The 17,565-nt window shown below is 36.4% G+C and carries 7 protein-coding genes; 5 read left to right on the top strand and 2 right to left on the bottom strand.

From position 1 onward, the window contains the following. Positions 1 to 422: 422 nt before the first annotated feature. Together GR162_RS06420 and GR162_RS06415 are read right to left on the bottom strand one after the other, a co-directional pair. Entirely contained in the window at positions 423 to 2,111 is a 1,689-nt protein-coding gene (locus GR162_RS06420) for a sodium/sugar symporter (protein WP_160781433.1), read from the bottom strand. 54 nt (positions 2,112 to 2,165) lie between these two features. Further along, positions 2,166 to 4,778: a beta-glucosidase gene (locus tag GR162_RS06415; protein ID WP_160781432.1), complete on the bottom strand. Its 2,613-nt coding sequence runs from the start codon at positions 4,776 to 4,778 to the stop codon at positions 2,166 to 2,168. A 334-nt stretch (positions 4,779 to 5,112) separates the two neighbouring features. On the opposite strand from GR162_RS06415, the gene GR162_RS06410 reads away from it, so the two are divergent. From GR162_RS06410 to GR162_RS06390, 5 genes are all read left to right on the top strand, one after another. Continuing rightward, the gene (locus tag GR162_RS06410) at positions 5,113 to 9,441 is read left to right on the top strand and encodes a two-component regulator propeller domain-containing protein (protein WP_160781431.1); all 4,329 of its coding nucleotides are present in this window, start codon (positions 5,113 to 5,115) and stop codon (positions 9,439 to 9,441) included. A gap of 403 nt (positions 9,442 to 9,844) precedes the next feature. Next, entirely contained in the window at positions 9,845 to 10,600 is a 756-nt protein-coding gene (locus GR162_RS06405; RefSeq protein ID WP_160781430.1) for a hypothetical protein, read from the top strand. Positions 10,601 to 10,751: 151 nt separating this feature from the next. Beyond that, on the top strand, positions 10,752 to 13,973 hold the full coding sequence (locus tag GR162_RS06400; RefSeq protein ID WP_202393906.1) for a TonB-dependent receptor: 3,222 nt from the start codon (positions 10,752 to 10,754) through the stop codon (positions 13,971 to 13,973). A gap of 26 nt (positions 13,974 to 13,999) precedes the next feature. Next, positions 14,000 to 15,895 (top strand): RagB/SusD family nutrient uptake outer membrane protein, encoded by a 1,896-nt coding sequence (locus tag GR162_RS06395; RefSeq protein WP_160781429.1) that lies wholly within the window; start codon positions 14,000 to 14,002, stop codon positions 15,893 to 15,895. A gap of 12 nt (positions 15,896 to 15,907) precedes the next feature. Further along, the gene (locus GR162_RS06390; protein ID WP_160781428.1) at positions 15,908 to 17,557 is read left to right on the top strand and encodes a DUF5123 domain-containing protein; all 1,650 of its coding nucleotides are present in this window, start codon (positions 15,908 to 15,910) and stop codon (positions 17,555 to 17,557) included. The last annotated feature ends 8 nt before the right edge of the window (positions 17,558 to 17,565 follow it).

The raw sequence follows: 17,565 nt of genomic DNA, 5'->3' as shown, positions 1-17,565 counted from the left end.
TATCAGGTATAATTTAGCAAAGAAAAAAATGGCGACAATTTTCTTAAATTGACGCCATTTGGTTGTAGTGAACTCTATGGTGTAAATTCCGAGGCGATTTGTAGATTAGTACTTCAAATGGGAGCTTGATTTAGCGGCTCTCCAATTAGGGTTTAGGCATCCAGTTGGAGATTGGTCAAAAAAAATATTTTATTTCTCAAATGATTTTTTGAAATTATTATAATTTAATTCCTAAAAAGTAAATATTAAATATCTAAACTGAAATACCATTTCAAAAACTTAATCCAAGTTTTTAACATTAGGCATTGACAGTTGCTGTATTGTGAGAACAGGTCTTAGCTTTCGGCTATCACTGAAGGAACAAACAGCTGTTGTTCACAAACAACAGCTGTAAAAATAGAGAGAATAGAACTAATAATTTATTACCAGAACTTAACATAAAGCGCAGCAATAATCAATAGCGTAATAACGATTAAGACTGTTGTCTGCGGTTTAACTTTGAACATTCCAGGTTCTGTCTCGAATGCTTTAGGGTTTACTTTTGGTCCAGCAAAACTTATTAGGATCATTGCAATCATTGTAAATAAGAATGACAATCCCATACATATGTGGAAAGGAATTTCGAAAGCTCCTTTTCCGTTAGGGTAAGCTGTATATAAAAGTGTATCGTTTCCAAATAAAGCAGGAGCATATTCGTTGAATAAAACAGATAATAAGAATCCTAAGATTACTCCAACAATTGCTGCTGTTCCTGTAGTTCTTTTCCAGAACATACCTAAGAAGAACATAGCAAAAACCCCAGGGCTGATGAATCCGGTATATTTTTGGATGTAAGTAAATCCGCCAACACCGCCAATTCCTAAAACGTCATTCCATGTAAATAGAACCGCTAAAAGCATGGCAACAAAAACGGCAATACGACCAATATTTACCTGCTGTTTTTCGCCTGCTTCTTTCTGGATGTATTTTTTATGAACATCAAGTGTATAAATTGTAGAAATACTGTTTACTTTTCCAGCCAACGATGCTACGATTGCAGCAGTTAGAGCTGCAACAGAAAGTCCTTTTAATCCGGTTGGCAGGAATGTTAAGATAGCAGAATATGCTTCATCTTTTACTCCTCCCTCCAATTGAGGCAAGTGTCCGCTTGTATATAAAACGTAAGCGGCAATACCAGGAAGCATTACGATAAGCGGCATTAATAATTTTAGCATACCAGCAAATAGAATTCCTGTACGTGCAGTCTGCAAGTCTGCTCCAAGAGCTCTTTGGGTAATGTATTGGTTACATCCCCAATAGTTTAGGTTGATGATCCAGATACCAGCTGCATAAGATAACAATCCAGGGAAAGTTAAATATTTATCGATTTCAAGCTGCGTAGAAGTTGCAGTTGGTTTTGGAATAATCATTTTAAAATGTTCTGGCGCCTGGTGCATTAAGACTTTGAAACCAGCGATAGCGTTTTGACCAACACCAAAAGCTTCTGCAACTGTTGTTAAGGCAATATAAGAAGTTACCAAACCTCCGATAATTAATACAGCAACCTGAATAACGTCTGTATAAGCTACAACCTTCATTCCTCCAAGAGAAATAAATAAGGCAAAAATAGCCAATCCAAGCATAATTACGTGAAGGTATTCTCCACCAGCAAGTTTGTTAATGGCAACAGCTCCTAAATATAAAATAGAAGTTAAGTTTACAAAAACATACAAAAACAGCCAGAAAACTGCCATAATAAGAGCAGTAGACTCATTGTAACGCGTTTTTAAGAATTGTGGCATTGTGTAAATCTTATTTTTAAGATACACAGGAATAAACCAGACAGCAACAATAATAAGTGCAACGGCAGCAAGCCATTCGTAAGCAGCAACGGCAATTCCTAAGAAAAAGCCTTCACCGCTCATTCCGATGAACTGTTCTGCAGAGATGTTAGAAGCAATAAGAGAAGCTCCAATTGCCCACCATGTTAGATTTCCTTCAGCCAAAAAGTAAGCTTTAGCATCATGTTCGTCTTGTTTACGTTTGCGGTAAACCGTGTATCCATAGACAGAGACTACGATAAAATAAATAATAAAAACCGCATAGTCTGCGAAAGCGAGGTTTTGGTTCATTGTAAAATTTGATTATAAAAGTGGTTAATAGTCTGTTAAATAGTTTGCAAAAGTTTATTTCTCAAGGGTAATCATTTTGCCAGTAAAGTTGATTCTTCCGCTTTGAATGTCACTAGAACCATCTGGCTGTTTTCCGCCAACAAAAAAGGTGAACCAGCCGGGTTCTACAACGCGCTCTTTTTTCTTGTTAATCATAGAAAGCTGTCTTGGTGTAATGGTAAAAGTAACTGTCTTTGTTTCTCCTTTTTTTAGATGGATTCGCTCAAAACCTTCTAATTGGCAAATCGGACGTGGAGTAGAGGCTTTCTCGTCTTTCACATATAATTCAGCCACTTCATCTCCGTCACGATCTCCAGTATTGGTAATGTCAACAGAAATTTTAAAATATGCGTCAGAATTGAAATCTTTTGGAAGCTGTAAATTAGCATATTTAAAAGTTGTATAACTCAAACCAAATCCAAAAGGGTAAAGAGGCGTTTTATGGAAATACCGATACGTTCTGCCTTCCATATCATAATTTTCAAATTTAGGAAGCTGATCTACAGATTTATAGTATGTAACTGGAAGCCTGCCCGCCGGATTGTAATCTCCAAATAAAACATCAGCAATCGCATTTCCGCCTTGCTGGCCTGGATATCCTGCTGTTAGAATAGCAGGAACATTGTCATTTGCCCAATTGATAGAAAGCGCGCTTCCGTTAATTAAAACCAATATTACGGGTTTTCCAGTCGCTTTAACGGCTTTCATCAATTCTTCTTGATTGGCTGGAAGATCTAGACTTGTTCGGTCTCCGCCGTTGAAACCATCTGCTTCCACTTTCATTTCCTCACCTTCCAAACGTTCATTCAGTCCTAAAACTAAAATTACAGCATCGGCTTGATTGGCCGTTTGCACCGCTTCTTGAATTAGGTTTTCCTGAGGTTCTGACCAAAATAATTTTGCAATCGCGTCTCCATAGAAATTCTGGTATTTAACTTCTATTTTATATTTTTTTCCTGCTTCTAAATCAATTTTTTGCGGACGAAAACGCGGATGATGGTTGTTTTTTCCGCCAGTGGTTTTTCCTCCTTCAATTTCAACGGTCATAAAAGGTTTTGACCATTCCGAAATGTTGTAAGTTCCTGATTTAGGAACGCTAAGATATCCTGTCCACTTTACGCTGTAATTTCCCATTTTCAAGCGGGGATCTGGCGTATTGATATCCCATTCGAAATCAATATTATCATCAATACGAGTAAAAAGAGGTTTTCCGTTCCATTCTTTATTGTCAAAATATTCTCCAATTAAACCTTGTGTACCGTTTTCATTCTGAAAATATATGGACGGTATAATATTCATTTCAGAAACTCCTTTTGCCAAATCGGTTCCTTTGGCATATAAAACTTTTGCACTTGGTTCCAATTTGTTTTGAATTCCTTTTAAAACCGTAATCGGATTACTCGGAACTCCGCTATAATTTCCCCATAAAGATTGGATATCATCTGCATTTGGCCCAATTACCGCGACAGTTTTGATATTTTTAGAGAGCGGGAGCGTATTGCTTTGATTCTTCAAAAGAACAATGCTTTTTTGCGAAGCAGTTCTCGCAAGAAAATCGTTGGCCGCATTATTGTTGGTCGAATATGGAATTTGAGCATAAGGAACAATCTCATCCGGATCAAACATACCTAATTTAAATCTCGCTGTAAATAAACGTTTTACAGCGACATCAATATCAGCTTCAGCAATTAATTTGCGATCAACTGCTTCTTTTAAAGACTGGAAACTGCTTCCGCATTCCAAATCCAAACCATTTTTTACCGCCAATGCAGAAGCGCCTGCAGCATCATTCGTAATTTTATGGTACTTCCAAATATCGGTTACAGCACCACAATCCGATACGATGTAGCCGTTGAATCCCCATGTATTTCGAAGAATATTAAAAAGAAACGGACTCGCACTAGCCGACTCCCCTCTAAAACGGTTGTAAGCGCCCATAACAGAATAAACGTGTCCGTCTTTTACCAAGGTTCTAAACGCAGGAAGATAAGTTTCATACAAATCCACATCGCTTGTATTGGCATTAAAAAAATGACGGGAAGGCTCTGGCCCAGAATGCACGGCATAATGCTTGGCGGTAGCAACCACTTTCAAATACTTGTCATTAGTTCCTTGAAGTCCGTTAACGTAATTAAGACCCAATTGGCTCGTCAAGAACGGATCTTCTCCGTATGTTTCATGTCCGCGCCCCCATCGAGGGTCACGAAAGATATTTACGTTTGGCGACCAGAATGTCAATCCTTGGTACATTCCATGCTGGCCTCTTCTTAAATATTCATGATGTTTCGCACGAGCTTCATCAGAAATGGCAGTGGCAACATCTAATATTAACTGGCGATCCCAAGAAGAAGCAATTGAAATAGATTGCGGAAAAACAGTGGCAAATCCCGCACGTGCAACGCCATGCAATGATTCGTTCCACCAATTGTATTCTGGAACTCCCAAACGGTCGATAGCAGGAGCAGAATCCATTAGCTGATTTATTTTTTCATCCAATGACATTCGGGAAACTAAGTCATTGACACGTTGCTCTGTCGGCAGATTTGGATTTTTGTACGGATAATTTTCTTGCGCAAAGGTGGTTAAAGCAAAAAAATGTAACGCAATAACTATGGATTTTCTTTTCATAGGTTTTGGATAGTGTTAGATTTATTATTTTTTGATTCTCTGTTTTTAAAACAGGAACGCAAATTTGCAAATACAGAGACAATAGTAAAGATGAAACTTCCTATCTTTTCTGCGAACTCACAAAATTAGATTTTTAGCTCTCTTAAGTTAGGATAAATTGCTATTTAGTGTATGCTATAAAGCTTTGAATTAAATATTTAAGAATTTCACTCCAGTACCAATGGGGGACAAATCACTATTTTTATGGTGGTATTTTGCTGCAAGAGACACTTCTATTATGTTAGGAAAAGAATTTTGATATTTTTGTGATCTGCTTAATTCTATAAAGTTTTCGATGAAAAGAAATCTACTCGTATTTTTTTTTTACTGGATGAGTGTTTTGTGCAATGCGCAACCTTCTGGTACACTGACCCATTTTGCAAACGATTTAAAGTTAAGGCAATCTCGCATTCTTGATATCCAGCAGGATAAAAAGGGATTTATTTGGCTGTCTACTTTTAATGGACTAATTCGTTATGATGGAAGTACTTTTCAAAAATTTAGAGTTAAACAGAATAGTTCACTCAATTTAATTTCCAATCGTGTTTTTAAATTTAAGTTTGACAATAGCGGACGAATTTGGATTCAGTCTGAGAAAAATGATATCTACTATTTTGATACTCGCGAGCTAAGTTTTCATTACCCAATTGAAGAAGGAAGTTTAAAGGACGAAAATATTGCTTTTGTAGATTTTAAAGTGATGCCCTCTGGAAGAGTTTGGCTTTTTCCTGAAGAAAAAAATTATGTGATTGCTTTTGAAGCCAACAAAAAAGTTAGAAAAATAGTTTTTGACCTATCAAAAAAATGCGGAAAAATCCGTGATATTTACGAAGATAAACAAGGCGCAACTTGGTTTTTTACTGAAGCAGGAACTTGCAGATTGGATAAGTCTGGTAGAGAACCTCAATATTTCTTTTTTAATGGAAAACCTTGTTTGTATAATTCATTTTTAGAAACCAAAGAAGATATATTTTTCGGAGGAAATAACGGAGAACTTGCACGTTACAATAAAAAAGCAAGAACATTTTTTGATTTTCTTCTGGATGTTAAAGAAGATATCATTTATACAGAACTTGTTGCCAATACTAAAATGCTTATCATAACAGCAGGACAGGCTTTTTACTTTTGTGATCTGAAAACAGGAAAGCTAGATCCGTATAACAGTAAAAGTTTAGCAGGATTTCCAAATAAAAAAATCAATTATTTAGGCTCAACACGTTCTAGACAATTTTGGTTTGAAGCTCAAGGCGAAGGTGTGTTTCAATTTGATCTGCTGACAAAAAAAATGAAGCGAATGCCTGTAGATTATAGTGATTCTGCAACAGCAGGAGGGCAAAGAAAAAGTTTTATGATTACTTCTCCAAATGGAACGGTATGGATACAATCTAGCAATGCTCCGTTTTCTTATTGGGATGAAAAAAATGACAGATTATCATCAGTAATTCGATGTATTAACGAATCTAAAGAATCGGTTTCTGATTTGATGCATACAGCAATGTTTGACAGACTGGGAAATCTTTGGTTTTGCTCTTTCAAACAGGGTTTAGATTTGATAACTTTCAGCAACAGCAGTTTCTCAACTTTAAATCTCGACTCGTCAAATGAGCATCATAAACATAATGTGCGAAGTTTAATGAAAGACAGCAAGGGAAATCTGTGGGTGGCAAGCCGTAAGGAGAAAATTACTCTGTTTGATATTCAAAAGAACAAAATCGGATTTCTAGCTTCTGATGGTATGTTATCACCAACTGGTCCTGGATGGGGAGCCGATATTTACAGCATGCTTCAAGATAAAAAAGGAAGAATTTGGGTAGGGACAAGAGGAAATGGATTATTCTGTTTATTTCCAACCAATCAGCCATTTCGATATAAAGTTGTTCATTATAAAAGTGATGGAAACAATATTTATAGCATTAATTCAGACGATATCTTTAAAATCTTTCAAGCTTCAAACGGACAGATTTATATTGCAACTTGGGGCGGCGGAGTAAATATTATTCGTGAATCAAGCAACGGAATCCAATTCATTAATTTCAAAAATGAGTTAAAAAATTACCCAATAAAAACGGCAGATAAGGTGCGTTCGATCGTGGAAAACAAAGACAAGAAAATATTTTTTATTTCATCTTATAAATTGTTTTCTTTTTCAGAAGATACTCAATCCTCAAATAAAATAAAATTTAGGGAATATTCTCAGGTTTCGGGAAATGATATTTTGGATGTTCTGATCACACACGATAACCAGATGGCATTGGCAACCAATGGAATGGGATTGATTTTAGCCGATTTAGATCTAAAAGGGCAATTGAACGTGAAATCAATTTGGAACGAAATGGTTTCGTTTCCGGTGGAAGGAGTTGTAGCTATTCAGGAAGATAAAGAGGGGAAAATCTGGCTTATGAGCGACAACCAAATTGTGCGTTTTGACCCCAAAAATAACGGTGCGGAAACGTTTCCAGAGTTGAAGTCAATTATTGGAACGGAGATATTCTCGGAGGCTACAAAATGTGAACTTTCCAATGGTGAAATTGCGGTAGGATATTCCAATGGCGTAATTTATTTCAAGCCAGAAAATATAAAACCGTATCATTTTAAACCTTATTTGGCGATTTCAGGATTTTTAGTAAATAATAAAGAACTGCATGAAATAAATCCTGAAACTCCCAAAAATCCTGATTTGCTGGAAGAAGTTACCCTTGAACACAATCAAAATTTCTTCAGAGTACAGATTTCGGCTTTAGACTATCTTAAAAGCGAAAATATTGTGTACCGATACAAATTGGAAGGAATTGATAAGCAATGGAACTACATTAAGGGCGGCCAATCTATTAACTATACCAATTTAGGACGTGGAAGCTATACGCTATTAGTTTCTTCCACAAACGGACATAATTTATGGATGGACAATGAAAGACGGATTAAGATAACGATTCGACCTTCGATCTGGGGAACCAATTTTGCTTATTTCTGCTATTTGATATTGGCTGGCGGTTTGTTTTTCCTAACCAGAAGAATTATTATCACCATTCTAAAACTGCGAAATGATGTAAAGCTGGAAAAACAGATGAGCGAATTGAAGCTGAAATTCTTTACTGATATTTCGCATGAGATTCGCACGCCGCTCACCATGATTGCAGCGCCTTTGGAAGTCATGCTTGCAGATGAAGATTTAAAAGATTCTACAAAAGGACAGCTTCGAATTATTGAAAAAAGCAGCAATAAACTTTTGAATCTGGTAAATCAAATTTTGGATTTAAGAAGAGTTCAAGATAAAAAACTGGCTATCCGCGAAATTAATCTCGGAGAATTCGTTTTGCAAATGTGTGAAGATTTTGAAGAAATGAGTGCGCAGAGCAATATAAATCTGAAAGTAAATATTAAATCGTCAAATCCTAAAATTTGGGCTGATCCAGACAGTTTGGATAAAATTTTAATCAACCTTCTTTCAAATGCTTTCAAATATTGCAGCAAAGGAGATTCTATAGTGGTTCAGGTCGAAGAATCGGAAAAACATATCTTTTTGACTGTAAGTGATAACGGACCAGGTATTAACCCGAAGATTCAGAAAAGACTGTTTGTCCGTTTTTCAAATTACAATGAAAACCTATCCAATCCCAGTACTGGTCTTGGACTTTCTATTATAAAAGACATTGCAGATAAACATGGTGCATCTGTTTTGGTTGATAGCATAAAAGGTGAAGGAAGCAGTTTTCAGGTGGCATTTTTAAAGGGATATCAGCACTTTAAGGGAGACGTTGATATTTTGTTTGATGAGGCTGAGGAACATTTTTCGGATGAAATAAATCAAGATTTTGAAGCAGAACGTGAAACAGTAATTGCAGAAGAATCTGCTAGAACGCATCCGATTGGACTTATTGTAGAAGATGATCCAGAATTGCGTGCCTTTATTGTCTCTATTTTAGAAAGTGATTATACAATTTTTACTGCCGAGAATGGTAACGAAGGGTGTGCCAAAGCAGAAGAGATATTGCCTGATTTCATCATCAGCGATATTATGATGCCTGAAAAAGACGGAATCGAAATGTTGAAATCAATTCGAGATAATTTGTCAACTAGCCATATTCCAGTTATTCTGCTTACAGCAAAATCATCAATTGAAAGCAAGTTAGAAGGGCTGGAGTATGGTGCAGATGATTATGTTACAAAACCGTTTAATGTCAGTCTGTTGAAAGCACGAGTGAAGAATGTTTTGGAACAGCGTGCTCGTTTGCAGGAATTGTTTGCAAGTGGCAGCACTATTGAAATTTCGAAGGAAGAACCGCTGCAGATTTCAAATAAAGACCAGAAGTTCATGTTTCAGGTTATTGAATTTATAAAAGAAAATAGGTCTAATTCTGATTTTTCAGTAGATGAGCTAGGCAAATTAATGTGCATGTCACGTGCTAGTTTTTTCAATAAGCTCAAAAGTATTACTGGAGCTTCTCCCGTTGTTTTCATCCGTGATATGCGATTAAGCGAAGCGGCAAGACTTTTAAAAGAAGATGATTTATTGATAAAAGAAATCTGTTTTGAAGTAGGTTTTAATGATCTTAAATACTTCGGAAAATGTTTCAGGGCAAAATATAATCATACGCCAGCAGAATATCGCCGACAATTTCGTTGATTCGCCATTTAAATAAAAATTATGGATACAGAAGCCTCATTATTTTAATGAGGCTTTTTTGAACAATATTATTCCATAATAAAGTCTTTAAATAAACGATTGCGATATCTGCTTTTATTTATGATATTTTTTTTGTGTTGTATAAAAAAGTAAGAAATTTTTATCGAATAACCGCTTATAGGTGCTTAAATAGCGATTTGTACCATTCTGAAAAGCAAAAAATACCCCACTTTAAGAGATGCTATTTCTAGTTTTGCTTCACAATCTTAACTGATTTTTAACTAACTAACCTTAAAACCAAAATTATGAACCAAAGTAGATTTAACTTTCAACTGCCTATCTCGGACTGCAGTCCTAAAATGAATCAAAAGAAAAATTTTCATCATTTTTAATTTTTAGAGATATGAAAATAATTAAAAATCTGATTCTTGGAGCGGGGATATTTTTTCTTCTAAACTCTTGCTCTAACGACGACCTTAAATATGAAAGCTATACTGTTAAAAAACTAGATTTCGAATTAAACGGCGAACCTTGGAATTTAAATGTAGGCATTTCAACAAGACCTCTTTTTGTGTATAAGGAAAATGGAGATTATTTTGCAAACTACAGTTCGCTTTATCCTTTTTCGTTAGAAAATGGGAAATACAAATTGGTAGCAACAGATTATCCTGAACAAATGGTTCCTTCTCCAACGAACCTTAACGAACTGATTGTTCCGCAGCCTGCACTGGCAAACCAGCCAGTAAATCTATCAGATGCGATGCCTTACGCTTCGCCATTTGAAGAACCGTTAATGCTGAATATTGTCACGCGAACGGGAATTCTTCGTTTGAAAACTTTGGATGTGACAGCTGATAAAAGTTATACTACAATTAAGACGACAGTTTTGGTAAAGAGAAGCGGCTACAAAGTTGTAGACGGTACATACATAAAAGAAGACATGTTTGTAACAAGAAGCAAAGCAACAGCCAGCGGTGGAATAAATTATACAGACGATTTTGTTTTATTTCAAACAGGAGAGGAAGCCAATAACGTTCGCGTTAAAATAGAATGCCTTAATCAGAATATGGAGGTTGTAAAAACAAAAGAATTGCAAGGAACTTTCGCTATTGAAGGCAATAAAGTGACAAGTGTAGACTTCCTTATAAACGAACCTTGATAAAACTCTTATCAAAACAAAACAATACTAAATAGTATTAGCCGTCCTCAGACTTAAAACAAACTGTAAGATAGCCGTAAAAGGTTATTGTTTCGGTTTTGTTGAGTTCTGTTATTAGGCAGGCTTTTAATCAAATAAAAATATTCTAGTTATGACTATAAAAAAATATATCTGGAGCATTTTAGCCATTCTATTTCTAGCAGGTGGTGCATATGCTCAGAAGCGTACAACCGTGAGCGGTTTGGTAAGGGATAATATGGCAGGTATTCCAGGCGCAACAATTATGGTAAAGAATGAAAAAACCAATGGAGTGACCGATTTTGATGGGAAATTCAGCATAGCGGTAGCCGATCCAGAAACGGCAGTTTTAATCATCAAATTTGTTGGAATGAATGATGAGATAGTGCCATTAAAAGGGCGTACATCTGGAATTACAATAACAATGAAAGAATCGAATAGTGAGTTGAATGAAGTTGTTGTCATTGGTTATGGAACGCAAAAACGTAAAAATTTAACTGGAGCGGTTGCCAGCATAAAAGGAACCGAATTGGCAAAAGTGCCAACATCAAATGTGGCAGAAGCCTTGACAGGAAGACTTCCTGGAGTTCAGGTTACAACAGTCGATGGTTCGCCTGGATCAGAAGTAAAAATTAGAATTCGTGGAGGAGGTTCTATTACTGAAGACAATTCGCCACTAATCTTGGTTGATGGTTTTGAGGTAGCCAACTTAAATGATATTCCGCCAACAGATATCGAATCGGTAGAAGTTTTGAAAGATGCTGCATCTACAGCCGTGTATGGCGCAAGAGGAGCAAATGGAGTTATTATTGTAACGACTAAAGTTCCAAAAGCAGGAAAAGTTTCAGTAAACATCCACAATTATACGCAAATTAAAACGCTTGCCAATCATTTGGATGTTATGGATCCGTATGAGTTTGTGATGATGCAGTACGAGTTCGCGCGTAAAGGAACTTCTAATCCAACGGCATTTTATAATATGTATGGCAGACCAAGCGAATATTATATTTATAAAGGAAATAAAGGCACTGATTGGCAAAATGAAATTTTTGGCAGCAATCCAATTGCAAGATATACAGATATTAATGTAAATGGCGGAAGCGAAAAGACAAAATTCAAATTTACGTTTGTAAATCAGGATCAGCCTGGTGTTTTGGTTGGAACAGGAATGCGTCAGAATTATATTTATCTGATTTTAAATTCAAAATTAACAGACAATCTTACATTCGAATACCAGACCCGTTTAACCAATCAAACCATAGACGGTTCTGGAACAGATGGAGTGAGTTTGCTTAGAGCTTTACGCGAGGCACCAACAGGAGGTTTGGAAGATTATATGACATTACCTGAAGATAATACTTATTTTGATCCGGACGATTATGAAATTAAACCTCGTTTTAACCCGTTTGAAGAAGCAGAGAAAAACTACCGTAAACGTACTACGAGAATATTTAACACTACTGGAGCTTTAACTTGGACAATCAAAAAAGGATTAACTCTTCGCTCTTCATTCGGTTACGAGTACAAGTATCAGGAAGATGGACGTTTCTGGGGAACAGATACTAAAACGGCATTAGAGAATAACAACATGCCTCTAACGTATTGGTCTATGACTCAGTCGCCGCGCTGGCAGCTGAATAACGTATTAAACTACGGATTTAAATTAAAAGAACGACACGATTTTCAATTAATGGTTGGACAGGAGATTAAAGATCAAGAAACTTCAATGAAGTTTTTCCGCACTCGTTATTTTCCTGAAGACATAACTGGAGAAAAAGCTTTAGACAACCTAGCTTTGGGAACTCCTTTTGATAATGGTTCAAATGCAGAATCTCCAAATAGAATTTCTTCGTTTTTTGGAAGAGCCAATTATGGTTATGATGATCGCTACTTATTTACGTTTACCGTGCGTACTGACGGTTCTACAAAATTTGGTCCAGACAACAGATGGGGAGTTTTCCCAGCGGGAGCTTTTGCATGGAGAGTTTCGAATGAAAGTTTCCTAAAAAATAGCGAGACGGTTTCGAATTTAAAACTTCGTTTGAGTTATGGAGCTTCGGGTAATGATAGAATTAAAGGCGATTTGTATGCAAAATATTATGGAGTTTCTAGAGATCGTTCTGTAGGATGGGGAGAAGAAAACCATTACTACTATAATTTTTACAACGACAAATATCTGAATAATCCAAACGTAAAGTGGGAAACAACTTATACGGCAAACGTAGGTCTAGATTTTGGTTTTTTCAAAGAAAGGCTTACAGGAACTTTAGATTTCTACCATAATAAAGTAAAAGACTTATTGGTGCCATCTGATATTGCTTCGGTTTCTGGTTTTACCAAAATGATGACCAATGTTGGACAGACTTCAAATAAAGGTGTCGAATTTGCAATTAACGGAAGTGTTATCAAGAAAAAAGATTTTCAAGTTGACTTGACTTTTAATATTGGTTACAATAAAAATAAAATTGACAAATTGGCTAGCGGAGAACAAGAATGGATTTTGAGTTCGGGTTGGGCAGGAACACAACTGTTAAATGATGATGATTATCGTGCTTACGTAGGCGGAACAAAAGGCTTGATTTTTGGTTTCGTAAACGATGGTTTTTACACAATGGATGACTTTGAATCTTTTGATGCAGTAACTAAAACTTGGAAATTAAAAGAGGGTGTTGCCAACTCAAAAAACCTTTCGGGAGATCCAGTTCCGGGAAATGCTAAATTTAAAAAACTGACTCCTGTTGATCCTTCAGACCCAAACAGCTATGTGATTGGAGATAAAGACAGAAAGGTTATCGGAGATACAAATCCTGATTTTTCTGGAGGTTTTGGCGTAAATGCCATTTGGAAAAATTTCGACTTGACAGCATTTTTCAATTTCATGTCAGGGTTTGATGTCTACAACGCCAATAAGATTATGACGACTTCTTTCTTCCAGAACAACCAGAACAATTTCAGTATGGATGTAGGATTGAACAATCGTTGGAGAAATTATGACGACATGGGTAACGATCTTCGCTATTCGCCTGAACAGCTGGCTAAACAGAACGAAAACGCTACCATGTGGAATCCAGTATCAATAGGTCGTCCTATTGCAATGTCTTATGCCGTTGAAGATGGTTCTTTCCTGAGATTAAACACATTAAGCCTTGGTTATACAATTCCTAAACAGAACAGTTCAAAAGTAGGATTCAGCAGAATAAGACTTTATGCTACAGGAAGCAACTTATTTGTTTGGACAAACTATTCCGGATACGATCCAGAGATCAATTTAGAAACAGGATTAACACCAAATATTGATTACAACGCTTATCCAAGAACGCGCAATTACGCTTTTGGAGTGCAGCTGTCATTTTAATTAAACAATATTTAAATCTCACAAAGATGAATAAAAAGATAATATTTAGTTTTCTGCTAGTTGTTGCGCTGTCTTTTACAGCCTGCGATGAATATCTAGATGTACAGCCGGGATCTGGCTTTACTCAAGTAGAAATTTTTAAATCAGAAAAAGACATTCAATCTGCTGTTGCGGGTGTTTATACGCTCATGCTGACAGATGATGCTTATGCAAACCGTCTTGCTTTTGTTTTTAATATGAATACAGACGTAGAAATGTCTGGTGTTTCGACCAATACAGTAAACGGAAACGGTTCTGATATTGCCTGTTACGATCCAAAACCATATTGGACAACTTTAAATGGCACTTGGAGTGCGATGTACAAAATCATAAATACTGCAAATGATGTAATTGAAGGAATTGAAAGCTCAGATCTATATAAAGCAGATCCAAAAGATGCGCCTTCTACTATTATGCAGATGTATGGAGAAGTGAAAACAATTCGCGCAATGGTGTATTTGGACATGATCCGCATTTGGGGAGATGTTGTTTTCCGCACCAAATCTTCAACAGGAGATGAAAATTTTGCTGTTGGAACTACGGATAGAAATGTAATTCTTGAATTTTTAATTGACGATTTAAAGTCAGTTGAGCCTTTTATGAAGAACGCAAGCGAATTGGATTATGGTGTAGAACGCGCTTCTAGAAGTTTCAATCAAGGATTGATCGGATTATTGGCTCTTACAAGAGGAGGATGGACGCTTCGTCCAGACGAAAATAATCCGGCAAGTATCGGGCACATGGAAAGAGGAAAAAATTATGAGCAGTACTATGATATTGCAATTCAATATTTGGATAAGGTGATTCAGGGCAGACAGCATGATTTAAAATTGAGTTTTCGTGATTTTTGGATTAAGCAGAACAATTGGGAAACACCCGTTAATGATGACGTTATTTTTTCTATTCCGATGCTGAAAAACTCTACAGGCGAGTACGGCTATTTTGCTGGAATTCCGATAATTGAAGGAAATCATCCTTACGGAAGCGCTTCTGGAACATTGAGCTTATGCGGAGAATACCTTTATTCGTTTGATAATAAAGATTTAAGAAGAGATGTTACTTGCGCACCGCTTTCATACGATCAAAATTTAAATCAAGTTATTCGTTTGGATCTGGCTCGTTTGGCAGTTGGAAAATGGTCTAAATTATGGATGAATGATCCGTTGGGAAGCACAAGCCAAAAAGGAACAGGAATTAATTATTCTTGGATGCGTTTTGCAGATGTATTATTAATGTATGCAGAAGCAGTGAATGAGCGTTTTGGTCCTCGCGAAGATGCTAAAGAATGTTTGAGACGTGTGAGAAGAAGAGCTTTTGCGCAAGCAGATTGGGGAACTAAAGTAGATAATTATGTAATGTCTAAATCATCGCCAGATTTGTTCTTTAAAGCTATTATGGACGAGCGTAAATGGGAATTTGGCGGAGAAAGCAAACGTAAATTTGATTTGGCCCGTTGGAATAAATTCAGCGAAGTGATTTACAATCAATATTTCAAACTCTACAATTGGGGACGTGTAGCCAATGGGGCTTATGTTCCGGGTATTGATCAAGTTCCGGGAAGCATTTATTACAAAAATATTCCAGATCCTGTTAACTCGGGCAGAACAATCTTAGATATCAAGGGAATCGACGAAATTTTACAGGCTCGCCCTGCAGGTTATACAGAACTTCCTTTTGCGGTAAGCTGGTATTCATTAAACAATGAAACAGCAAGTTACGAACCGAGAAACGATATCAAGTGGAGTTTTAGAGGATTCATCAATTACAACAACGCCTCAGCGGTATCTCCAACAGATCCATTACGTTATTTATGTCCGTATCCTTCTAAGGTGATTACAGATCATAGAGGAGCTATTCAAAATTATTATGGATTTAATTTTTAAATCGAGCCAAGCATGAAAAACTTTAGAAAAATACTTTATATATTATCTCTTCTTGGTATAATTGCCTGCGGAGAAATGCTGATATCTTGTGAAAACGATGAGTTTAAATATCCGCAAGAACAAGATCTGTTTCAGCCAAAATTTGTACTTACAGCTCCTTTGGTAAAAGGCAACTCAATAGCTATTGTGTGGTATAAAGTCAACGATGCGGCATCATATACCGTAGAACTGCATTTAGACAATTATTACAAAAGTTTGTACAAATCATATACTACAACTGATACACAGCTTTTGATGGATGATATTCCGTATAAAACACAATTTTATATTAGAGTAAGATCCAATCATGCAGTAGATAATCATAATTCGCAATGGTCGTACACTAATGCTTTGACAGAAGATCGTCCGCCGTTTGACCCAATATTGCATACAGTAGAAAAAGTGAATATTACAGAAACTGAAGTAACTGTAAGCTGGGACGTTTCGTCTAAAAATCCAGTAGACAGTATTTCTGTCTCACCTGCACAATCTGCTGAAATTCCAGCAATTGGCCGAAAACTTACGTCTTCGGAAATTGCAAGAGGAGAAGCTACAGTTGTTGGTTTAGAAAAAAATACCTTATACAACGTAAATATTTTTGACAACAACAAAGCAAGACGTTATGATAAGCCTTATAATCAGGTTTCTTTCCGTTCGGCAGGTCCATCAACATCAACTATTATTGTAACAAAAGGAATGGACTTAGATGCTTTATTGAGAGCAAACAATGATGATCCGACCATTCCAGAAGGAACAGAATATTTCCTTGAAGCAGGTTCCTTGTTTAAAATTACGCCTTTCACCATTTCAAAAGGATTTAAACTTATGGGAGGAACCGAAGGAGAACGCCCTCAGATAGAAATGAATGGAAACTGGAATATTGCAGAAGGTTCTTATTTATCGGAATTGGCTTTTGAAAACATTCGTTTTTATCAGACTATTGATGCAAGTTATTTCTTTAATAGCGGAACAGCTTGGAAATTAGATAAAATTACTTTCTACAATTGTGTTTTCAATTATTTCAAACGTGGATTCTGGAGACATCAAGGAAACGGAAAATACAAAGAAATCGGTGAATTTGATATGAGCTACTGTACGTTTGATCAGGTTGGAGGACACTCAGGACCATACGGGACATTTGTATTTGGTTCTGCCGGAGCTGATAACGTGAAGAAAGCCAAATTCTCAAACTGTACTTTCATGAGAGATTACTATCAGACAACAGATAAGAACCGAAACTTTAAAAACTTGTTTGATTATGGCACATCGGCTCATCCGATTCAATTAGAGTATCAGAACATTACAATTTATGATTATGCATATAATAGAGCATTAATCAATATTCCAAATGCTGTGGGATCAACTTTAATCTTTAAAAATGTATTATTGGCATCTTCTTGCGGTAAAGTAATTCAGGCAATTGCAGCCAATACGCCAACAACTTACGGAAACAATTACACAACTACCGATTATCTATTAGGCGCCGCTGCAATTCAGGGGACCGAATTAGGTATAAGTGCCCAAAATTTATTTGTCGATCCTGCAAATGGCAATTTGATGATTAAAGATTCAAATTCTCCAATTGTTACCAATAGAGTAGGAGACACAAGATGGTTACCTTAAGTGTTCTT

The sequence above is a fragment of the Flavobacterium sp. HBTb2-11-1 genome, from assembly GCF_009826975.1.
Lineage (GTDB): Bacteria > Bacteroidota > Bacteroidia > Flavobacteriales > Flavobacteriaceae > Flavobacterium.
This window is presented reverse-complemented; position numbering and strand designations above follow the sequence as displayed.